At 40.4% G+C, this 22,770-nt stretch carries 21 protein-coding genes; 4 read left to right on the top strand and 17 right to left on the bottom strand.

What is annotated here, in order from left to right:
* Position 1 precedes the first annotated feature (1 nt).
* Together ACFI4Z_RS17315 and ACFI4Z_RS17310 are read right to left on the bottom strand one after the other, a co-directional pair.
* Positions 2-3,397 (bottom strand): chromosome segregation SMC family protein, encoded by a 3,396-nt coding sequence (locus ACFI4Z_RS17315; protein WP_462671635.1) that lies wholly within the window; start codon positions 3,395-3,397, stop codon positions 2-4.
* 67 nt (positions 3,398-3,464) lie between these two features.
* Positions 3,465-4,196, bottom strand: coding sequence for an RNA methyltransferase (locus ACFI4Z_RS17310; protein ID WP_099296033.1), 732 nt, complete (start codon positions 4,194-4,196; stop codon positions 3,465-3,467).
* Between the two features lie 166 nt (positions 4,197-4,362).
* Here ACFI4Z_RS17310 and ACFI4Z_RS17305 point away from each other — a divergent pair, with 166 nt between their 5' ends.
* Genes ACFI4Z_RS17305 through ACFI4Z_RS17295 form a run of 3 tightly spaced genes read left to right on the top strand, consistent with a single transcriptional unit; the run spans position 4,363 to position 6,787 of the window.
* Positions 4,363-5,460, top strand: a complete 1,098-nt coding sequence (locus tag ACFI4Z_RS17305; protein ID WP_462671634.1) for a YjgN family protein — start codon at positions 4,363-4,365, stop codon at positions 5,458-5,460.
* A complete protein-coding gene (locus tag ACFI4Z_RS17300; RefSeq protein WP_462671633.1) occupies positions 5,460-6,494 on the top strand; it encodes a M48 family metallopeptidase in 1,035 nt (344 codons plus the stop codon). Before ACFI4Z_RS17305 ends, ACFI4Z_RS17300 begins: the two co-directional genes overlap by 1 nt.
* Positions 6,494-6,787: a hypothetical protein gene (locus ACFI4Z_RS17295; protein ID WP_462671632.1), complete on the top strand. Its 294-nt coding sequence runs from the start codon at positions 6,494-6,496 to the stop codon at positions 6,785-6,787. The genes ACFI4Z_RS17300 and ACFI4Z_RS17295 overlap by 1 nt, the downstream gene beginning before the upstream one ends.
* A gap of 45 nt (positions 6,788-6,832) precedes the next feature.
* On the opposite strand, the gene speB is transcribed toward ACFI4Z_RS17295, so the two are convergent.
* The 4 genes from speB to ACFI4Z_RS17275 all read right to left on the bottom strand — a co-directional run bounded on the left by speB (position 6,833) and on the right by ACFI4Z_RS17275 (position 11,370).
* A complete protein-coding gene (speB, locus tag ACFI4Z_RS17290) occupies positions 6,833-7,756 on the bottom strand; it encodes an agmatinase (RefSeq protein WP_099296037.1) in 924 nt (307 codons plus the stop codon).
* 1 nt (position 7,757) lies between these two features.
* The gene (speA, locus tag ACFI4Z_RS17285; RefSeq protein ID WP_462671631.1) at positions 7,758-9,671 is read right to left on the bottom strand and encodes a biosynthetic arginine decarboxylase; all 1,914 of its coding nucleotides are present in this window, start codon (positions 9,669-9,671) and stop codon (positions 7,758-7,760) included.
* Positions 9,672-10,139: 468 nt separating this feature from the next.
* Entirely contained in the window at positions 10,140-10,604 is a 465-nt protein-coding gene (locus ACFI4Z_RS17280; protein WP_462671630.1) for a GNAT family N-acetyltransferase, read from the bottom strand.
* 145 nt (positions 10,605-10,749) lie between these two features.
* Entirely contained in the window at positions 10,750-11,370 is a 621-nt protein-coding gene (locus ACFI4Z_RS17275; RefSeq protein ID WP_462671629.1) for a sulfotransferase, read from the bottom strand.
* Positions 11,371-11,620: 250 nt separating this feature from the next.
* Here ACFI4Z_RS17275 and cysZ point away from each other — a divergent pair, with 250 nt between their 5' ends.
* Positions 11,621-12,331: a sulfate transporter CysZ gene (gene cysZ, locus ACFI4Z_RS17270; protein ID WP_462671647.1), complete on the top strand. Its 711-nt coding sequence runs from the start codon at positions 11,621-11,623 to the stop codon at positions 12,329-12,331.
* A gap of 257 nt (positions 12,332-12,588) precedes the next feature.
* On the opposite strand, the gene rlmM is transcribed toward cysZ, so the two are convergent.
* The 11 genes from rlmM to prfA all read right to left on the bottom strand — a co-directional run bounded on the left by rlmM (position 12,589) and on the right by prfA (position 22,764).
* A complete protein-coding gene (gene rlmM, locus ACFI4Z_RS17265; protein ID WP_462671628.1) occupies positions 12,589-13,674 on the bottom strand; it encodes a 23S rRNA (cytidine(2498)-2'-O)-methyltransferase RlmM in 1,086 nt (361 codons plus the stop codon).
* 39 nt (positions 13,675-13,713) lie between these two features.
* Positions 13,714-14,082 (bottom strand): DUF423 domain-containing protein, encoded by a 369-nt coding sequence (locus ACFI4Z_RS17260; protein WP_462671627.1) that lies wholly within the window; start codon positions 14,080-14,082, stop codon positions 13,714-13,716.
* Between the two features lie 20 nt (positions 14,083-14,102).
* Positions 14,103-14,729: an alpha/beta family hydrolase gene (locus ACFI4Z_RS17255; RefSeq protein ID WP_462671626.1), complete on the bottom strand. Its 627-nt coding sequence runs from the start codon at positions 14,727-14,729 to the stop codon at positions 14,103-14,105.
* Position 14,730: 1 nt separating this feature from the next.
* Positions 14,731-15,627 (bottom strand): transcriptional regulator GcvA, encoded by an 897-nt coding sequence (locus ACFI4Z_RS17250; RefSeq protein ID WP_462671625.1) that lies wholly within the window; start codon positions 15,625-15,627, stop codon positions 14,731-14,733.
* 117 nt (positions 15,628-15,744) lie between these two features.
* Complete coding sequence (gene kdsA / locus ACFI4Z_RS17245) at positions 15,745-16,599, bottom strand: 3-deoxy-8-phosphooctulonate synthase (RefSeq protein ID WP_462671624.1); 855 nt, start codon at positions 16,597-16,599, stop codon at positions 15,745-15,747.
* A gap of 9 nt (positions 16,600-16,608) precedes the next feature.
* Positions 16,609-17,862 carry a DUF819 family protein gene (locus ACFI4Z_RS17240; protein ID WP_462671623.1) on the bottom strand — a complete coding sequence of 418 codons (1,254 nt, stop codon included), beginning with the start codon at positions 17,860-17,862 and terminating at the stop codon, positions 16,609-16,611.
* Between the two features lie 15 nt (positions 17,863-17,877).
* Entirely contained in the window at positions 17,878-18,705 is an 828-nt protein-coding gene (locus tag ACFI4Z_RS17235) for a tetratricopeptide repeat protein (protein WP_462671622.1), read from the bottom strand.
* 112 nt (positions 18,706-18,817) lie between these two features.
* On the bottom strand, positions 18,818-19,192 hold the full coding sequence (locus ACFI4Z_RS17230; RefSeq protein ID WP_462671621.1) for a SirB2 family protein: 375 nt from the start codon (positions 19,190-19,192) through the stop codon (positions 18,818-18,820).
* 51 nt (positions 19,193-19,243) lie between these two features.
* On the bottom strand, positions 19,244-20,785 hold the full coding sequence (locus tag ACFI4Z_RS17225; protein WP_462671620.1) for a DUF3369 domain-containing protein: 1,542 nt from the start codon (positions 20,783-20,785) through the stop codon (positions 19,244-19,246).
* Positions 20,786-20,833: 48 nt separating this feature from the next.
* Positions 20,834-21,676: a peptide chain release factor N(5)-glutamine methyltransferase gene (prmC, locus tag ACFI4Z_RS17220; RefSeq protein ID WP_462671619.1), complete on the bottom strand. Its 843-nt coding sequence runs from the start codon at positions 21,674-21,676 to the stop codon at positions 20,834-20,836.
* Positions 21,677-21,678: 2 nt separating this feature from the next.
* Positions 21,679-22,764 (bottom strand): peptide chain release factor 1, encoded by a 1,086-nt coding sequence (gene prfA / locus ACFI4Z_RS17215; RefSeq protein ID WP_462671618.1) that lies wholly within the window; start codon positions 22,762-22,764, stop codon positions 21,679-21,681.
* Between the last annotated feature and the right edge of the window lie 6 nt (positions 22,765-22,770).

The raw sequence follows: 22,770 nt of genomic DNA, 5'->3' as shown, positions 1-22,770 counted from the left end.
ATTATGCATGTGCCATCTGCACTGCTTGTTCAATATCAACTGCAACCATGCGCGATACGCCCGGTTCAGCCATTGTAACACCAGTTAATCGTCCTGCCATTTCCATGGCAATTTTATTATGGCTAATGTAGATAAATTGCACCGATTGTGACATTTCCTCTACTAAACGGCAAAACCTGCCAACATTCGCATCATCAAGTGGTGCATCAACTTCGTCCAGCATACAGAAAGGAGCTGGATTGAGCCTGAATATTGAAAACACTAATGATAATGCGGTCAGCGCTTTTTCTCCACCACTTAACAGGTGAATTGTTGAATTTTTCTTGCCCGGAGGCCGTGCCATTATACTAACACCACTTTCGAGTAAATCATCACTGGTTAATTCAAGGTATGCACTACCGCCACCAAATACTTTGGGGAATAACTCACCGAAGTCTTGATTAACCTGATCAAACGTTGCTTTAAAACGCGTTTTCGTTTCACGGTCAATCTTATGAATTGCTCCTTCAAGACTTGAAAGTGCATTCGTTAAATCTTCCAGTTGCTGCTCTAAATACTCACTGCGTTGCTTAGCTTGGTCAAATTCATCGATTGCCGCTAAATTTACTGCGCCCAATTCATTCACACTTTGCACTATACGATTAAGCTGTGCTTGCATTGACGATAAATTAGCTGACTCTGGTAATTGCGCCAATACTGCTTTTAAATTTTGCTCAAGTTCAGCCAGTGGCTCAAGCGCGGCTTGCGCTTTTACTATCAGGCTTTGCTCTTCAAGGGCTAAAGCTTGGAGTTTTTCTTGTAAACTACTCAATTCACTTTGTGATGATTTGAGTGCTGTTTGCTTGTCCAAAAGCGCCGTTTTTGCATCCGCTAAACCAGCTTTTAGATTAGTAAGCTCAGCGTCTCCTTGTTGGTGCTGCTCAAGAAGTAACAGTATTTTCTCGGCACTTTCTTCAAGTGGGAGCACTAACTCTTCAATTTGATTAGTTAACTCTGTTACCGATTCACTGGCAGTGTTGTATGCGCTCAAAGCGTGTTGTAACTTAGTTTCACTTAGTTGGCACTCGCTACGCGCTCTTTGCTCCGCTAAGTTAGCTTGATGCGCTTGACTCTTATATTGCTCAAATACACGACTATGCTGCTGGTATTCATTATCGCACTGTTGCTGTGTCTGTTTGGCTTGTTCACGTTGTGCTGATAATTGTTGCTGTTGTTGTTCTATACGTTCGATAAGCTGTTGTTGCTGCTGCATAGCTGCGTTAATAGTTACTTGTTCATCAAGTAAACTTTGACGCTTAGTAGAGAGTTTTTCTTGTTGGGATTGAAACTGAGTTAATTGCTCTTTTAGCATATCGCGGCGAGTGCTGGCTGCAGCTATTTTTTTTGCCAATTGGTGTACAGCATCTTTTAAGTCATCTACTTGGATTAAAAGATTACTGTGAACGGATTTATTTTCGCTTACAACTGTTTGCGCACTTTCAAGCTGTGATTGCAATGAGGTAGCCAACTCTTTTGCATCATTAAGCTGCTTGTTTTTGAGCAGCAAAGAACTATCAGCATCGCTATGATTACTTAAATGCCAGTTACGCCCACTTATATTGGCATTACCGTCAATAACAGCAAGCCAAAACTCATCATCCAATATACTCGACTCAAAATTATCTGCAAAAGCAATACGTTCTAATAAATCAGGGTATACACCGCACTCAATTAGTGATGCAACGGAACCCGCTTTAGCATTGTTTGTACTGAGCCAAACACTATTGTTATCAGCGGCTGGTTTAACAGCTAAGTGTGTTAAATTCAAAAGGGCCTGTTCAACTACCTGTTCATAACCAGGCTTTACCTCAAGTTGCGCTAATAAAGTGCCTGTATCTTGGTTATTGTCACCCTTAAGCATACTGCTTAAGCCGGCAATTTTGGCTTTATTCTCATTTACTGCTTGCGCTTCATTTTGCTGCGCAATTTGGCTTTGTGTTAATGCATCATAAGCGGATTGAGCACTGAGCGTTGTCTTGTTTAGTGCGCTTTGTTTTGCTGCAAGTTCTTTGGTTAAAGATTGCATTAACGTATGTTGTTCATCTAGCTGTTTTGCAATTGAATTTTGTGCAAGCTCTGCCGATTGCTGTTCAATATCATCCAATTGTTTAATGATATAATGCAGGTTTTGCTGGTGCTGTGCTTGGGTGTTGAGTTCTTTATTATGGTTATTTGATACCGTTTGAAGTTGCTCGTTTAGCTCTTGATACTGGCTATTTGCAAGGTTTTTTTGTTGTTGAGATTGCTCTACTTGCTCAGCAATTTGCGTCACTTGTTCATCACAGATAAGTGTGTGTTCTATGGCATTTTGTAAGGTCTCAGCCAACTCACTTGTATGACCTTGTTGCTGCAATTGCTGCTCTTGGCTTTGCAACTGAAGGTTTTGCTGCTTAATTAAACTTTGACTTAATGTTTGATGCTGTTGCTTTAGGCTGATTTGTTGTTGTTCAATGCGTGTCAGTTGGGTATGGGTATTATGTTGCGCTTGTTGCGCATCAGCTAACTGCTGTTGGCGTTGTTGTACTTGAAGCTCAAGACTCGTTAATACGTCATCATGGCCTGCATTGGCTTGTTTATAAAAATTAATTTGTTCATTTAATTTAGCTATTTGCTGATTTTTATCTACTTGTTGTTGGTGCAGCTTTTGCCACTTTAACACCGCAATTTGCCCTTTCAATGTGCGTTCTTGGGCTTTTAACTCTTTAAACTTTTTGGCCTCAACCGATTGTAAAGCGAGCTTATCAACTTGCGCTTGCAGCTCCTGGCGCACATCAAGTAAACGCTCAAGATTTTCACGGGTGCTTTTAATGCGGGTTTGGGTTTCACGACGCCGTTCTTTGTATTTTGATACTCCTGCTGCTTCTTCAAGAAAAACACGTAAATCAGCAGGCTTACTCTCAATTAAACGCGAGATCATCCCTTGTTCGATAATCGCATAACTGCGCGGGCCAAGCCCTGTGCCTAAAAATATATCGGTAATATCACGTTTACGGCACTTGCTACCATTTAAAAAATACAGCGATTGACCATCACGAGTAACTAAACGTTTAATAGCAACTTGGTTACGATCAGCAAAGGTATTAGGTAGATGGCCTTGAGTATTATCAAAAATGAGCTCAACTGATGCTTGAGAGATAGGTTTTCGGTTAGTGGAACCATTAAAAATAACATCGGTCATGGCGTCACCACGCAGGTTTTTTGCAGAGCTTTCACCTAAAACCCAACGCACTGCATCAATCACGTTTGATTTGCCACAGCCATTGGGGCCAACGACACACGTCATTTGATCAGGAAATGGAATTTTAGTGGGCTCTACAAAGGATTTAAAGCCCGCTAATTTTATGGTGCTCAAACGCATCTATTTGGTTTACCAATTGTTATTATTATTTATCACGTACTAATCTAACCTATTTTGAGACAAAAGGTTAAGCTTGGCGTTTAAAGTTATCTAAAATAATCCCTGTAGCCATCGCGACATTGAGCGATTCGGCCGCACCAAACGCAGGAATGGTTATTTTGTTTGTTACCAGTTCAGCGCACTCACTGCGAATTCCATGAGATTCACTGCCCATAAGTAACACTCCTGATTGCGATAGTTCAGTCTTATGTAGGTTTTCACCCTCTAAAAATGCACCATATATAGGCAAGTTAAGCGTTTTTAAATAAGAAGGTAAATCAACCTGACTTACTGCAACACGCACAAATGAACCCATTGTGGCACTGATTGTTTTTGGGTTGTAGGGGTCTGCGCTATCGATACTTGCCACGATATGTTTTATACCATACCAATCAGCAACACGAATAATAGTTCCTAAATTACCAGGGTCTGAAACCCCATCAAGGGCTAAAATTAACCCTTGCGCGTTGGGTAGCTCCACTTTCGGCATCGCCACAACAGCAATCGCCGCATTGTTCGAAACCAAAGTACTGGCTTTTGTTAAGGTGTCTTCATCCGCTTCAATCATACTCACTTTATTAAATTGAGCCTGATGCTGATTAATAAACGCAGGCGTAGCAAATAAATCAACAACCGCTAAATCACTCGCTAACAACTCAAGCACATTTTTTTCACCTTGTACAAGGTATTGATTGTATTGCTTTCGGTACTTTTTTTGCCCTAATGCACGAATTAACTTGAGTTGGTTTTTTGAAATCATAACAGCCCCATAAAATGATGCAGCTAGTATAACAGGTTTAGGGGAGAGTTCTAAAATTGAAAAGTTCAAAAAAATACTGTAAATCAGCCATTGCAGTATAATTTGATTGATAAAAAGGCAATTATTTAGTAGATTTCTGGACCTAATTTAAGGATATGGAAATAACATGGACACAACCACCCCTCCAGTCAATACAACGCATGCCCCTTCACCACAAATAATATCTCAAGACAGAGTAAAATTCAGTGGTAAAGCTGGTGAGTTTTTTGGTATTTGGACAGTGAATATTCTACTGAGCATACTCACCTTAGGTATTTACTCTGCTTGGGCAAAAGTACGTACTTATCGATATTTTTATAGTAATACATCAATAGACGGCCACAGCTTTGACTACTTGGCAACGCCTATACAAATATTAAAAGGCCGTATATTGGCTGTTGCTGTGTTTGTGATTTACAGTCTTGTTATACAATTTTTTCCAACCTTTGGTATTTTATTAGCAATTGGCTTATTGTTCGCGATGCCTTGGATTATTAATCAGGGCCTTAGGTTTAACATGCGAATGACTCGACATCGTAATGTGCGGTTTGCTTTTGCCGGTAACTACGGTGAAGCATTTATAAATTTTATTATATTACCCATTGCGAGTATCTTTACTCTCTACCTATTGCTGCCATACGTACTAAAACGCATTGATCAATATATGCACGAAAACATCAGCTACGGTAACAAGCCAATTACAGTCAATCTTCAAGGTGAGAAATACTACATGGCTGCTTTAATAACCATTGGCGTTACCATAGCCGGTTTGGTTATTTTTGGTCTAATTTTAGGTTTGACAGGCACAGCAATGGGCATTGGTGCTATCGATGCCGAAAATATTCACCCATCAACTATAATTTTCCCTGTTTTAATCGCAGCATTATATGTAGCATTTTTGACCTTAGTGAGTGCTGTTTATCAGTCTATTATCCGCAATCATATTTTAAACAATAGCCAATTCGAAGACGTGGCGAGCTTTAAATCAGATTTAAAAGCTGTTCAATACGCCATGCTGTTGTTTACCAATGCATTTGCTATCATTTTTACTTTAGGAATGGCTTACCCATGGGCGAAAATACGAAAAGCCCGTTTGCTTTGCTCCGCTACTGATGTAACCATTTATCATGGCGCAATAGCTATTATTGATACTGCAGAGCAACAGCAGTCATCCTTTGCAGAAGAAGCTGCAAACGTTTTCGACATTGATATATCGCTTACCTAATGAATCAAACCCAAACAACAGGCTGCTACTATTACCCTAGTCGCAGCCAACATATTCAGTGCAGCGCTGTAATTAATGACGAGCAAATACAATTGTTTGATAACCAGACGAACTCTATAGTTTCGGTTTCAAATCTAGATTGCTCATTTGATAGTCCATTGCCAGGTATTGCAACTGCTGTGTGTTTTGCTGATGGTGGGCGATTCATACCTGATGATATGAATTTTCAATGGCCGTTTACTCATCATAGCCATGGCATAGCGCAGCAATTAGAAAAAAATAAACTACTTATTTTGGCCTCAGTAATTTTAATACCGTTGTTGCTGTGGTTTATTCTCTATCGTGGCATACCTGCTATTGCTGTATACAGTGTGGGTTTAGCCTCTCCTTCAATGGTAGAAGCTATGGGTGAACAAAGTTTACAAGTAATTGAAAAAATAGCGTTAGAGCCCACTCAGCTTCCGAGTGAGAAACAAGCGCTTATTCAACAACAGTGGAATACTATGCTTGATGACCTTCAGTTAGATAAAAAAAAGTTTAGGCTGTCATTTTATCAATCAGATTATTTTTCTGCTAATGCATTCGCGTTACCCCATGGCCGAGTCATTGTTACCGATGAATTAGTCATTTTACTCAATGATAAACCGGATGCATTGCGTGCAATTTTGCTTCATGAAATAGGCCATGTTGAGTACCACCATGGTATTCGACTAGCGGCGCAAGCAACTGCCAGTACCATTGTATTAGCGATTATTTTTGGAGACTTAGAAGGGATCACTGAAGTAGTACTTGGCTCTAGCTCTTCTTTTTTACAGCAAGCGTTTTCACGAGATATGGAACGTGAAGCAGACAAATACGCTATCGAGAAATTAATTGCTTTAGGTTATTCTAATGATGATTTTGCCGATGCCATACAAGCACTGCAAAACAAATTAGATGAACAAGCTCAATTTGATGAGTCGTGGCTTAAATATTTATCTACACATCCTAGTTCTCAAGAGCGCATTGATTTTGCGAGGCAGTACACACCATAATGACACCTGAGTTAACATTAATCACATTGGTTATTACCGTAATCGCACTCGGTTATGGGGTTATTTACCCGCGTTTTGCTGGCAATGATTTTGTAAAAGTATCAAGCCAAGACCTGTTCGCAACAACCATCACATTAGTCGTTGCTGGGAGTCTTTATTATGATTCTGGCGTTGAGTTTAGTTGGTTAATCTTTAAGGTAAATTGGTTTTGGTTCACTTTTTTAACCTACATACTCATAGAAGTTCCAGTGTGTTTGACCTATGCAAAAAAACATAATATGAAGTTCAAGTGAGTTATGAAAAAAGCGCCTACATGGCGCTTTTATTACAGTGCTCAATCAGTACTTATGTTTTAACGTCCATAAATGCAGTAATTCATTAGCAATGGTCGCAGCTGCTATCGCGGTGAGTTCACTTTGATCGTACGACGGCGACACTTCTACAACATCCATTCCCACTATATTTATTCCCTTGAGAGCGCGTAAGATTTTAAGCACTTTATCGCTGCTCAGTCCGCCACAAACTGGTGTGCCTGTACCTGGCGCAAATGCCGGATCTAAACAATCAATATCAAAAGTAACATACACAGGTAACTCCCCCACCCGTGCTAAAATTTGTTCAGCAATAGTTTGCGCCGATAAATCATTCGCTGCCATGGCATCAATGACGGCAAATTCATGCTTGCTTTGATCAAAGTCAGTACGAATACCGATTTGAATACTGTGCTCTACATCTATTAGCCCCTCCATTGGCGCATGATAAAACATAGTACCGTGATCATAACGTGAGCCATTGCTATAGGTATCTGTATGAGCATCAAAATGTACTAAAGCCATTTTGCCAAAGCGTTTAGCGTGGGCGCGCAGTAACGGCAAAGTAACAAAGTGATCCCCTCCTAGGCCGAGTAATGTTTTACCCTGGCGTAAAATTTGCTCCGCGGCTAATTCAAGTTGCGCAGTAAAATACTCAGGGTCGCCAACTGGGTAAGTAAAATCCCCAGCATCGGCTAACTTTAAACGCTCAAACAAAGGAAACGTCCACGGGTATTTTGTTTCTTCCCACGCTAAATGCACTGATGCACGACGAATTGCATCAGGCCCTAAGCGTGCACCCGGTCGACCCGACGTCGCCAAATCAAACGGTAAACCAAGCACCACCACATCTGCATTAATGTCGGTGATATTTTGCACCATGGGCTGGCGTAAAAACGTCATGCCGTTGGAGTACAATGAGTGATCGGTATGATCAAACAAGGTCGTCATATTAAAGCTCTTCTAAATAAGTATAACCGTCTAAACCAGCTTTTAATTCATCAAGCACACTTTGCTGCTCGCTTGCAGGTAATTTACTGGCCACCAGCTGCGCATAAGAAGACTGAAAGCCTTCAACATCCAAGTGGACATAGCGCATCATGTCTGCCACTGTATCACCTTGGTTTACCTCTACTATACTGGCATCGCCTTGCTCATCCATAGTGATCATTGCACTGTGGGTATCACCAAATAAATTATGCATATCGCCTAGTATTTCTTGGTAAGCACCCACTAAGAAAAAGCCCATTAAATACGGTTTTTCAGGGCTAAACTCTGGCACAGGTAATGTGCTTTCAATGCCTTGACCATCAACATAATGATCAAGTGCACCGTCAGAGTCACAAGTTATATCAAGCAACACCGCACGCTTTTGTGGTGCTTCAGTTAAACCACTTAATGGTAATACCGGAAACACTTGGTCAATTCCCCACGCATCAGGTAATGACTGAAACAATGAAAAATTAACAAAAAACTTATCCGCGAGTCGTGCATTGAGTTCATCAATAATAGGCCGGTGAAAACGGTTTTTATTATCCATATGTTTGTTAAGCTCATAACATACACGTAAGTTAATTTGCTCCGCCCACGCACGCTGAATTAAATCTAACAATCCCATTGCAAATTGGTTATGCGCTTCAGCTAAATCACCTTGGCTATCATGATAAATCTCAATTAACGCACGGTCATCAGTAAGTACATGTAATTGCTGCCAAGATAACCACATATTTTTAAGTAATAAAGGCGCGTCATCAGCCGGTGCTTCAATGTCTTCGGGTACATAACTTTCGGTACCAATCACGTTTGAAATAAGCACAGCATGGTGTGCCGTCAACGCACGCCCTGACTCAGAAATAATCGTCGGAAATGGTTGTTCATACTGCTTACAAATATCACCTATGGTGTAAACAATGTTATTCGCATATTCCGCCAGGCTGTAGTTCATTGAATTATGGGATTGGCTTCGCGTTCCATCGTAGTCAACCGCTAAACCGCCACCGACATCTAAACACTCAATTTGCGCTCCTAACTTGCGTAGTTCACAATAAAAGCGTGCCGCCTCACTAACACCCAAGCGTACATCTCGAATGTTAGCCATTTGCGAACCTAAGTGAAAATGCACAAGCTGAACTAAATCAAGTTGATCGGATTCTTTTAAACGATTAACTACATGCAAGACTTGTGATGCAGATAAACCAAATTTAGATTTTTCACCCCCACTTGCTTGCCATTTACCTTTACCTTGCGATGCCAAACGCACACGAATACCAATACGTGGCTTTACATTAAGCTCTTTAGCTTGGCTTAACACCATATCCAGCTCAGAAAGTTTTTCTAGCACGATATAGACTTTGTGACCTAGTTTTTCGCCAATCAATGCAAGACGCACGTACTCTTTATCTTTATAGCCATTACATACAATCACAGCGCTGGTTTTTTCTGCCATGGCAAGCACAGTTAATAGCTCAGGTTTACTACCAGCTTCCAGACCCAATTGTTTCTTTTCAATATTTGCTTGGCTTGCGACTATCTCTTCTACCACTTCACGTTGTTGATTTACTTTTATTGGGTAAACCAGTAAGTAATCTTTCGGGTAGCCGTAGCTTTCAATTGCAGTATTAAAAGCTGCACATAGGCTATGAACGCGATGATGTAATATCTGCGGAAAACGCACCAAAGCAGGCAGGCTCAAGCCTTTATCTTCAAGCTGTTTGGCAATATCAATTAATGCAATGGTTTGCTCTGGAGCATCAGCCTTGGGTGCAACATACACATCACCTTGATCATTAATACCAAAAAAACCTTGGCTCCAATGACGAACATTGTAACTCGTGCGAGCTTGCTCTAGTGATGTTGTATCTTTCATTTATCTTTCTCTGTTATTTAATGATGCCGAGATCATTGTCGGCTAATTGCGCGCATTAAAAGAAAAAAAGACTATTGTGTCCAACAAGTATTTTTACTCGTAACGAGTGAAATTTAAAATACTAGGGTCTGTTGACCTTTCAAGGTTAAATTTGCAGCAGCCTGTTTGGTATTTAGGCAAGGCAGCACCTATGTGGTGTGGTTGTTCCCCATAAATAGGTGATAACGCAGCATCAATGCCAAACAAGCGCTGCCCTTCGGGTTCTGCCTAGGAGCGATTTACTCTTTGTAGCTCAGTTTTGACTTAGCCCACTAGGTTACAAACCTCGCGCCGCGATTAAATCGCTCCTAGTTTGAACAAATTTTAATCCGCAAAGGTCAACAGACCCTAAAGCAAAAGGAGAAAAAGAAATGGTTAGGTGCTTAAAACTACATAAGCACCAATCAATTAGGAGAGTTATTTCAATCGTCAATATTGGTTCAGGCCCAGTTCCATAAACAAACTTTGAGGGTTTTCACTGTAGTTACCAAACGGGCCACAGGATTGGAAGCCTAAATTTTCATACAAACTAATTGATTTTTTTTGCTTAGGCCCTGTTTCTAAACGAATTAAAGGAATCTGCTCTTCGCCAGCATGATGCAACAAAATCTGCATTATGCGCCGAGATAAACCTTTACCACGATAGCTAGGTTTTACATACAAGCGGCGTATTTCACCATAAGGGGGGGTGTCTAATTGCATAACAATAGCACCACAGGCAACAATGCCATCTTCGTTTTTAAGGCCTATGGCATACACATTATCTAAGCTTAGTTCTTCTAAGGTAAGAGATTGCGCGGTCGCCACTGGGTATAAGGAACAAATAAGTCGGTCGATATCGGTAAAAACATTAATCACATCCTGGTCATTGGGGTTTAAATCGACTAACTGCATAGAACATCTCAATTTTATATTAAAAATTTGTTGTCAAACTATACCGAATTGTAACAAATGAACAACCTTGTTCGCCCTATTTTTTATCACTTTAAACTTATAACTTTGATACATAACATGAATAGTGCCACTTGCAAGGATATGTTTAATAATAATCAAAAAACTTTCTATGCTCTAGCCCTGCTAAATTAGCATTCACTTTATTTGGGTGTTTATACTCACGCCAATTTGCAACATTGCGGCCCACATTCAACTTCGCAAAATCAGAATCCCCTTCTATGGGTAAACCTAAAAATTGCTTTAATGTTAAAAAGCTTCCTGGCTCACTAACATCAATCGATAAAAAGTCATCACGATTTTTAAAATAAGTATAAACACCTTGCTGGTGTTCAATAAAATGACGAGTTAGGGTTGTTGTACATAAAGGGGGAATATTAGGAAAAGTTTGATGAAAGCTTCGCTTAAGCACTGGGCTAAAATGCCCATTTTTTAGCTCTAAATGCGGTGCCATTTTTTCAAGTAGCATGGTAATTGATGGGATCCATTTATCTAAATCGCGATTCAAATACACAAATTTAGACCCAGGAAATAGCGCATCCAACTGTTTATAATCGCTAAAACAGGGTGCATCCGATACCGCATCAGCCACTTCAAAGGCCTTTTTAGTAAAAGCAGTATGAGCCACTTTTAAACCCAACTCTAATAAAGCGACACTTATACTGGTTGTTCCGGTTCGTGGTAAACCAATAATAAAGATTTTAGACATGCTTATTGCTCAAAAAGAAGGAGCATTAGTATATCGGGATCATCGAGCTAAACCTACTAAACTCTATAATAGTATTTGCGCATATTAAATTTTTTAACGTTATACACCGCTAAAATCCGCTTCTCTCCCCTCTTTAAGAAATAAAAAATACTTTGTTACCTAAAAATACTGTTCAATAAAACTGAGCGATTTATACTGCGCTTAATGATAAAAATGATCTGAGGTATTTAGCGTGCAGTTTACTCAAGGTATGGAGTATTTTTTTTCCGGTTTTAAGTTGATCACTCAAAAAGGTCTCAAACGTTTTGTATTTATTCCTTTATTAATCAATATTGCACTATTTGGTAGCTCACTGTTTTTTTTATACGGCTGGCTAACTGAAGGGTTTGCCTATTTAAACAATATGCTGCCAAGCTGGTTGAGTTGGCTAGAATGGTTAATGTGGCCCATTGCAATTTTAGTTATTCTATTTAGTTACAGTATGCTGTTTAGCGTAATAACTAACTTTATTGCCGCGCCCTTTAATGGCTTACTGAGTGAAAAAGTAGAGCTTTATTTAACCGGTCAAAAAGTTAACGATGATGGCTTTGCTGATTTGGTCAAAGATGTTCCCCGCATGCTGGGCCGCGAGTGGACTAAGCTATGTTATTACCTACCCCGGGCAATTGGTTTCTTTATTTTATTATGGATACTACCTGTTATCGGCCAAGTGCTATGGGTGTTGTTTACTTGCTGGATGTATGCGGTGCAATATAAAGACTATGCATTTGATAACCACAAAATTTGCTTTAAGCAGATGAAACAAGATTTAAAGCAAAAGCAGGGCTTATCCTACGGTTTTGGTCTTGCTGTGATGCTGCTGACGGCTATTCCAATCGTTAATCTAATTGTTATGCCTGTGGCTGTTTGTGGTGCAACGCGCCTTTGGGTTGATAACTACCGACCTAATTACCGAGATTAACTCAATCCACTATAAAAAAGCACAGCATTCGCTGTGCTTTTTACGTTTTAAACTTACTTAACCTGAACTCTGGTTAAGAGATGTACTAATGTATTGATATTAAATCACAAATATATTTATTAGTCTCCAGCCGGAAACTTTTACCGATAACAAGGCGAATTTACGCGTCAATAGCTAGCCTACTGCAAGTAAATTCAACGCAGTTAGCGTTGAAAGTAGCCGCGGGAGATAGATTTATTATCCTGAGTTCAGGTTACTTAACTATATAAACTCTGTGGTACTTTAGTGACATTCAAATGCACCGTAATCTCTTCTCTATCGTGGTATAAATGCTTTGCCTGAAGCTCATAGGTAATACCGTATTTATCAAGCTCTTCTTTGATCATAGTTAAACATTCATACACACTATCAAAGCGCTTTTTCATTGGCAGCTTCAAGTTAAAGATGAGCTCTTTTGCGTAGGCATTCACTGCCCAATCAATCATCAAGTTTGTTACTTTAGTTGGTTTTTCAACCATATCACACACGAGCCATTGAATATTGCGCTTCTCTGGGCGGTATTTAAAACCGTCGGCCCGAAAGTGTTTCACTTGCCCTGTTTCCATTAAATCATCATTCATTGGGCCATTATCAATAGCACTGACAAACATACCGCGCCGCACTAGTTGATATGTCCATCCACCTGGGCATGCGCCCAAATCTACGCCACGCATTCCTGCTTGTACCCGTGACTCAACTTCATTAGGTGGTATAAATACATTAAATGCCTCATCAAGCTTTAAAGTCGAGCGGCTCGGCGCATCACTTGGCATACGCAAGCGCAAAATGCCCATAAAGAATGGTGAGTTATTGTAGCTGTATGAATGTCCCACGTAGGCTGTATTGTTAGTCAAAAACATCACATGCATAACCGGACGATTAGCTTTGGGCTCACGCAATACGGTGTTTTGTTTTTCTAATGCTTTTTTGAGGGGTGTTGATATTTTTTTACAAAACGTTAAAAGCTCTTTGCCTTCATTAGTATCAGGGGTTTCTACACGTAGTTCTGAGCACAGCGGAAAATCTATAGCTGCTGTTTTAATTTCACCCACGCGGTCTTCAACGGGCATATTCTCAAGTAATGTGCCGGCAAACCACTGGCGTGCAAACACCATGTTTTTAAAATCAACTTTTTTGATGATTTCGTCACTGTGTGATGCCTCAAAGCACTCATAAACCACATAACCAGTGTTAGGTTTGGCTTTCACATAACCGGCAAAACCTTGCTCTGCAGCATGAAAGGTTATTTCTGCTGCGGCATCATTTTCAAACCCACTACGACAATAAATCACTACGCTTGACATAAAAACCCTTAAATTGCGCATTCTGCGCGATATTCTTTGTTAAAATTTAAACCGTGCCACTTGCACTAAAATAATCAACCAACCAACAATAAAACACAGTCCGCCTAGAGGTGTAATTGGCCCTAGCCACTTCCAGCCTGTCACTGCGAGTAAATATAAACTCCCACTAAAGAGTAAAATACCTACGATAAAAAAACAGCCAGCGGCAGTTAAATTTAAGCCCCACTTTATTAAAATAGCCACAGTAATAAGTGCAAGGCCATGGAACATTTGATACTCAGCAGCGGTTTTAAATACGCCGATAGCATATTCAGATACTCGGCTTTTTAAACCATGAGCAGCAAATGCGCCAAGTACCACTGACAACATACAAAACAAGCTACCAGCCATGAGGAATAATTTGATCATAGCACTCTCCTTTAATTCAACTAACAATGCTGCTTAATAAATTTACTTGCGTGATCAGCTGCCACTTGTAAATTTTGCTCAAGTGTAACACCACTTTTTTTGCGTGGTTTCAAAGAGTGCTCACCATCAACTAACCACATAAACTCTGGACGCTTTGCAAGCGTGAGCGCTTCTAACTCTTCACGCGTACCAAATGTATCGCGCTCACCTTGGAGCACCATAAATGGACATGGAATATCGCCGAAATGATCAATACGTAACTTCTCGGGCTTACCCGGCGGATGAAATGGATAGCCAAAAGCCAACACACCGTTAACCTTTTTATCTGTTTCACACGCAAGCATGCTGGCCATTCTTCCACCCATTGACTTCCCACCAATAAATAATGGCAATGTTGGGTCTGTTTGTTCAATTACGTGGGCAAAATAAGCGAGTAATTTAGGGGCTCGTTCAGGTGGTCTGCGCTTATTAGTTTGTTTGGCGATTTGCATATATTCAAAATCAAATAAGCCTACATTAACGCCCTGCTCAGCTAACAAACTTGCCATCTGTTGCATAAATTCAGAGTCACTGCCTGCGCCTGCACCATGAGCAAAAATAAATTGTGCGTGGGCAGGTTGTTTCGCTTTTATCCATTGTATTGTCATTTTAAAACTCTTGTTCTTGCTCTACTAACGCTAGCATCCATTCTTTAAAGGAGACTATTTTACCCAGCTCTGATTGTGATTCACGGTTAACCAAGTAGTAGGCATTTTTACTTTCTAAACTATGGCTAAAGGGGATCACCAAGCGTCCGGCGTCAATATCTGGTTTTGCTAAAACACTGTTACCAATTGCAACGCCTTGACCATGAACCGCAGCCTGTAACACCATAGAAGAGTGGCTAAAAATAGGGCCTTGGTTTACTTGTACATTACGCACACCGGCGGTTTTCATCCAGGTTTTCCAGTTTTTTCGCGTAGTATCATGCAACAGTGTGTGATTAGCTAAATCGCTTGGTTGATCAAGGGGCTTAGGTCCTGTTAGCAACATAGGGCTACACAAGGGTACAAGGTATTCGGTGTGTAGTTTATGTGTTTGCACCCCACTCCAATGACCACGACCATAATAAATAGCCACATCAACATCATCAGAGAGTGAGTTTTCGTCTTGATCTTGCGCCTTTATTCGTACATCAATCTCAGGATGTAACTCATTAAATAAACTAAGTCTGGGTACTAACCACTGAATTGCAAAACTCGGGGTTAAGCTGACTGTTAGGGAACCTTTTGCACCTCGCGCTAGCAGTTTTTCTGTGGCATCGATTAATTGGGTAAAGATTTCTTTTATATCTAAAAAGTAACCCTGTCCTTCCTCAGTCAATAACAATGAGCGGTTTTTACGCAAAAACAACTTTAAACCAAGGTGCTCTTCAAGTGTTTTAATTTGATGACTCACTGCGGCCTGTGTGACATAAAGCTCTTCAGCTGCTTTGGTGAAACTCAAGTGACGAGCAGCTGCTTCAAATGCTTTAAGGGCATTTAATGGCGGGACGCGACGAGACATATTAACCACTCTTAGAATTAGTTTTTCTTATGAGTGGATTATATACCCATGCCACGGATGTGTATATTCGAGACATAAAAAAAGCGGCATAAGCCGCTTTTTAAATATTATTTAATATTATAAATCGCTGGCACTGGTATCCAGTGGTGCAAAGCTTTTAATCAAGTCATCAACCGCTTTCATTTGGCTTAGGTAGCCTTCTAATTTACTTAATGCAAGGGCACAAGGTCCATCGCACTTTGCTTCATTAGGATTTGGGTGAGCTTCAATAAATAAACCAGCAAGCCCTAATGCCATGCCGCTGCGTGCAAGTTCAGCGGCTTGAGCGCGACGTCCATCAGCTGAATCAGCACGCCCACCAGGGCGCTGTAAAGCGTGAGTTGCATCAAAAATAACAGGAGCCATCGGTTTCATGTCATCCATGCCAAGCATATCAACAACTAAGTTGTTATAACCAAAGCTAGAACCACGCTCACATAATGCAATATTATTATTGCCAGCCTCATTGAACTTAGTAATGATATGGCGCATTTCATGAGGTGCTAAAAACTGTGGTTTTTTAACGTTGATCACAGCACCTGTTTTTGCCATGGCAACAACTAAGTCAGTTTGACGGGCTAAAAACGCCGGCAGCTGAATTACATCAACAACCTCAGCAACGGGTGCAGCTTGATGCGGCTCATGTACATCGGTGATCAAAGGTACGTTAAAAGTATTTTTGATTTCCTCAAAAATTTTTAAACCTTCTTCCATACCAGGACCGCGATAAGAGTTGATTGACGAGCGATTTGCTTTATCAAAAGACGCTTTAAATACATACGGTATATTAAGTTTGCTGGTCACTTCTACATAATGCTCAGCAATGCGCATTGCTAAATCACGCGACTCTAATACGTTCATACCACCGAACAAAACAAAAGGTTTATCGTTTGCAAGTTCAATGTTGTTAATTTTAATTAAATGATTGTTCATCGTTAGTCCTTAAGGTGCAACAGCTTGCATCATTAATCCACAAATATAGGCCATATAAGTACCCACACCATAACCCATGACAGCCAATAAAACCCCCACTGGCGCAAGTGATGGGTGAAACGCCGATGCAACCACAGGTGCTGATGCCGCGCCGCCTACATTCGCTTGTGAGCCTACTGCCATGTAAAACAGTGGCGCTTTTATAATTTTGGCTACTATCAACATCAAACTCGCATGAGTTAACATCCAAATTAAGCCGATAACAAAATACATAGGTGATTCAAGAATAGCTGTAATATTCATATGTAGGCCAATCGATGCTACGAGAATATATAAAAAGCTCGAGGCCACTTTAGATGCACCAAATGATTCAATATGGCGTACTTTTGTAAAAGATAAACTAATACCTATGGTTGTTGAGATAACTATTAACCAGAAAAATTTACTATTTAAGCTGTACTCTTGTGCCCATGGGAAATTCGCACCAAAGAAAGGTCCTAAAAAGTCAGCACAAAAATGGGCAAGCCCCGTAATACCAAATGCAATGGCAATGATTGTCATATAATCATTCAGTGTAGGCATGCGGGCATGTTCAGCATGGTATTTTTCTACACGCTGTTTTAAATCTTCAATGGCACTAGTATCAGCACCTGTTTTAGCATCTATTGCTTTGTGATTCGCAGCCATAAGCAGCAGTACCGCCATCCATAAATTGGCGACGATGACGTCAACTGTCACCATGGCAGAGAAAATATCACCGCCCACTTCAAACATTTCTTTCATTGACGCTTGATTCGCGCCTCCACCAATCCAGCTTCCAGCAATAGTTGTCATACCGCGCCATACAGCATCAGGACCATGTCCACCTACTGCATCAGGGTAAACAGCGCTCATCACAAGTATGGCTAAGGGCCCACCAATAACGATGCCCGCGGTGCCTGTTAAAAACATTATCAGTGCCTTGGGCCCAAGGTTAATGATGGCTCGCAAATCAATACTGATTGTTAATAAAATTAAACACGCTGGAAGTAAATAACGTGATGCAACGTAATAAACATTCGATGAGTGACCGTCAACAATACCAAAGGTATTAAGAAGTGAAGGTAAAAAGTAGCAAAGCAATAATGCTGGGACATATTTGTAAAACTTCTTTAGTGTGCTGTTTTCACTGTGGGATGTTTTAAAAATAAAACCAAGTATTATCGCCAATAAGCCAAATACTACGGCATCATTGGTGATCAATGCAGTATGGGTGTCAGCCATGTTGATTCCTTAAATTTAATGGTGAGTTTTATTATTATCTTCGAGTTCTTCTATTTGATGCTGAATAATTTCAATTGCCGGATCATCAGGGCATTCATCAATAAAAAATTGTAGGTCATCTCTGGCCATTTTTGGACAGTCTAATTGATTCAGAAGGTATCCGCGGTCTCTACGCTCGTAAGGATCGTCGCCTAGTAAATCCATCAACAACTCAACACAGGTTAATGCATGACCAAATTTATTTTCACTTATAAATGCCCACTTTTGCTGAGCTAAATAAAGTTTATAAACATCATCCCCATAAATCAGTTCTAATGGCTCTTGATCGTCGCCATTTTCTTCGCTTGCATTTTCAGGAATAATATACCAGCTTTGATGTCCGCTGCTGGGCTCTAAAACATAGCCCTCTTCATCACTAATAGCGATATGCACATTTACATCATTATTAGAAATACACACACTGGCGTCGTAATTAGCGTGGCATAAAAGATGGCATAATAAAATACCCAATGTGGTAGGAGAGCCACTGCGCATTGATAATGTATAACTGAAACTATTTAGTGTGTATTCAGGGACTTTTAAGCTAGACACGCTAAACAACCATTGAGTGTAGAACATGTCTATTAAGGTATCTAACCGCTCATGAATATCTTCTTGTTGCTGACAAACTTGCATAACTAAGTTTTCAAACTCACTGAGCGTTGCAAAACTTTCGCTTATCTTAGCTTGTGGATCCCATTTAGCCTCGGCACTTATGCAGCGGTATAGTGGATCTGGAGCAAATTCATCGTAAGGTTCATTTTGATAGGTCTCATTTTCATCTTCAAACCAAGGAGCGGTCATCAATACTACAACATCTTTTATTAAAACGAGGGGTTAGTTTACCTAGTTTTTAAATCAGATACCAACGTGAATATCGCTCAAAGGTATGAAGATTTACCTTTGAGCGACAATATTAGAGGATCAAAGGGGTCTTGGTTACAGCAAGCTTACCAATTAAAGCGATAACAGCGGTTGTTACAACCAAAAAGCCTACTTTAACTATCATCGCTTTTTGTTTGCTAGCAACTATACCAAATGCAATATAGGCAACTACTAAAATAATTTTTTCAAGTAACCACATTTGCTCAAGTGGATTAATTTTTGCCATGGCCATAACAGCAATTGCAGATATTAACAAAAATGTATCAGTGGCATGGCTGCCAATAAAAACAACTTTATTTTTCGCAATTACGCCACTGCCCATGCGCGAAAACGAACGTACATAAAATAAAATAATACTTAGTACAGCTATCGCCATATGTGTGTGTTTTACTGCTAAATAATCCATGGTTTCCTATTTACTCTTATTAAAATGACGGTGTTTTATACCCAAACTAACTTAATCTGGATATAGCGCGAGGATTTTTTCTAAATCGTCAATGTTCTCATTAAATACATCCACTAATTTAGGCTCAAAATGTTTACCTTCTTGTAGATTAATTTCATTAACCACATCATCCAATGACCACGCTTCCTTGTAGCATCGTTTATGGCGTAATGCATCATAAACATCAGCTAGCGCCACTATACGACCAAAAATATGAATACGCTCACCTGAAATTCCTTCGGGGTAGCCAGTACCATCCCACTTCTCATGATGATCACGCGCAATTTCAGCGCCCGCTGTCACGATATCACGCTTTGAACCTTCGAGTATTTTATTTCCCTTTTGCGTGTGGGTCTTCATTATTTCCCATTCTTCGCTATTAAGTTTGCCTGGTTTATTCAAAATAGCGTCTGGAATCCCCACTTTACCTACATCATGTAAAGGGGAAGCTAATCGAATTAATTCAGCATCACGTTTTGAAAGTCCATACTTCAGTGCCAACAGGTTACAAATGTGGGATACGCGTTTTACATGGTTGCCAGTTTCTGTAGATCGCTGTTCGAGTGCTTCACTTAATCTAAACACAAGCTCTTGCTGAGTGGCTTCGATTTCAGCTTGCAGCTGCACATTTTCATAAGCTAATTGCACATTTTGCGAAAATATTTCAATTAAATGGCGCTGTGTATCTGTCAGATACTGGGGTATGCCAGAAATAAATAACATTGAATTGTGGTTATATTCACTACAGCAATAAGCAAATAGGTAGTTATCTTTATAAACGATTGTTTTGCCCTGCAGCGCCTTTTTACAAGCTAGTAACTGCTCACTATCAAGTACTTCTTCAATCGCTTTACCTTCACTGCGTTCAAAGTCGCCACTACCAGAAAAAACGACTAACTTCTTTTGGTTATCCTCAGGATTGCTTGCAACCAAACTCGTTGCATACATGGCTTTGTCAACGGTTCCTAATAAGGACGTTAATTGCTGCATTACTCCTTCAATAAAACTCTCTAAAGAGTGTGCAGCGAAAATGTCACGTGAGGCTTTAATTATTTTTTCTAGGCCTTGGCGAGACTGTTCAATAGACAAGATATCGCGGTATGAACGTAAGCTAGACATTACAACAGTAAATAATTTTTGCGCCGTTAGCTCTGTTTTAGATTTATAGTCGTTTATATCGTAGTTAACGATGACTTGCCTTTCTGGCGCTTGGCCTGGCTGACCGGTACGTAGAATAATTCTGATATGATTGTTTTTTGCTGTTTCTCTAATGTATTGCGCGACTTTAAGACCGGCATCATCCGTTTCCATTACTACATCAAGTAATACGATGGCAGCATCAGGGTTAGCATCAATGATTTTTTTTGCTTCAGCGCCTGAATAAGCACTAATAAATTCCAAATGCTTTTCTTGGAACTCGAAGTCACTCAGTGCAAGCTTTGTTACGGCATGTACTTCTGGCTCGTCATCAACAATAATAACCTTCCATGTGCCACGAACAATATTACTTACTTCTTCCTGCGCTTCATCTGAAAACAAAAAATCATCCATCATACTCGGTCCTTTTGGCCATTTGCATAGATTCTCACAGTGCTGTTTTGGTTATTTTGGCCACTGAGCGAATGTTACACGATCGTTATCTGCTAAATCTTTAACTGTAAGTATATTTATATATGCCATTTGTGCAAAAAAACGATGCACTTTAATACTTTGTTCAAAACCATGCTCAATCAAAAGATAGCCATTAGGCACTAAATAATCCTTTGCCTGAGAAATAATATGTTTTATGTCAGCCATACCATCTTCTTCTGCTACCAAAGCTGAAAGTGGCTCAAAACGAACGTCGCCTTCGGCCAAATGCTCATCATCATGCTCAATATAAGGTGGATTACTCACAATGAGATCAAATTTTTGATTTTCAACTTCGCTAAACCAATTACTTTGTAAAAAGTTTACTTGATCTAAGCCTAACCTTTGTTTATTTAATGTAGATAATGCAACTGCTTGCGCTATGCGGTCAACCCCTGTTATTTGCCAATGGGGTTTTTCTGAAGCTAATGCAAGCGCTATTGCACCAGTGCCGGTACCAAGGTCAAGTACACTGGCATTATCACAAAGAGGTAATTCTAGCGCCGTTTCCACTAAGGTTTCGGTATCAGGGCGAGGAATAAGGGTTGTAGGGTTTACTTGCAGTGGTAAACTCCAAAACTCTCGCGTGCCGGTGATATGCGCGACGGGCTCACCACTTAAGCGACGCTGACAATAACTATCAAACAACTGTTGTTGTTCCGCCGTAAGTTGCTTTTCAGGCCAACTAAATAAATAGCTACGGGGTTTGTTTAATACCTCAAGCAGTAATACTTGGGCATCCAGCTTGGCGCTGTCAGTGCTATTTTGCAAAAGCAAAGTAGCACTGTGTATTGCCGATTCAACCGTATCAGTCACCGTTATTCATCGCCCATCGCAGCGAGTAAATCAGCTTGGTGTTCTTGCATTAGTGGCTCAACCACACAGCCTAAGTCACCAGCTACCACTTCATTTAAGCGATAAAGAGTTAAGTTAATACGATGATCAGTAATACGCCCTTGCGGGTAATTATAAGTACGAATACGCTCTGAACGGTCACCGCTACCAACTAAGTTACGACGCTCCGAAGCTTCTGCCGCATGGCGCTTTTCATCTTCTGCTTGTTGTAAGCGTGCAGCAAGTACTGACATCGCTTTGGCACGGTTTTTATGCTGCGAGCGTTCATCCTGACACTCTACCACGACACCTGTTGGAATGTGCGTGATACGAATCGCTGAGTCAGTTTTGTTAACGTGCTGACCACCGGCGCCTGATGCACGAAACGTATCAACTTTGATATCTGCTGTATTGATTTCAATTGCTTCAGCTTCAGGAATTTCCGCCATTACCGCGACTGTACAGGCAGATGTGTGAACACGCCCTTGAGATTCAGTTTCTGGCACACGTTGTACGCGGTGCGCACCTGATTCAAATTTAAGTTGGCCGTAAACACCTTCACCACTGATATTAGCAATGACTTCTTTAAAGCCGCCGTGTTCACCTTCGTTGGTGCTAACCACTTCCACTTTCCACTTTTTCGTCTCAGCATAGCGGGTATACATACGGAATAAATCACCCGCAAAAATAGCTGCCTCATCACCACCAGTACCCGCACGCACTTCAAGAAACACGTTATTATTATCGCGCGGGTCTTTTGGTAGCATTAATACTTGAATTTGATCTTCAATAATTTGAATCTGTGATTTTGCTTCTTTATATTCTTCTTGCGCCATTTCACGCATCTCAGGGTCTGAATCTTTTAGCATTTCTTCAGCGGTTGCAACATCGTCTTGTGACTGTTGGTACGATAAAAATGCTTTTACTATTTCTTCAAGCTCTGAGTATTCTTTTGAAAGAGCACGAAAGCGATTTTGATCGCTGATAACAGAGGGGTCACTTAGTAGCGCTTGCACCTCTTCGTAACGCTCAACTAAGGTTTCTAATTTACGATAAACGGACTCTTTCATGTAACT

The organism is Pseudoalteromonas sp. RWi3 (genome assembly GCF_054960735.1).
Note: the sequence above shows the minus strand (reverse complement) of the source record. Positions and strands in the feature narration are given on the sequence as shown.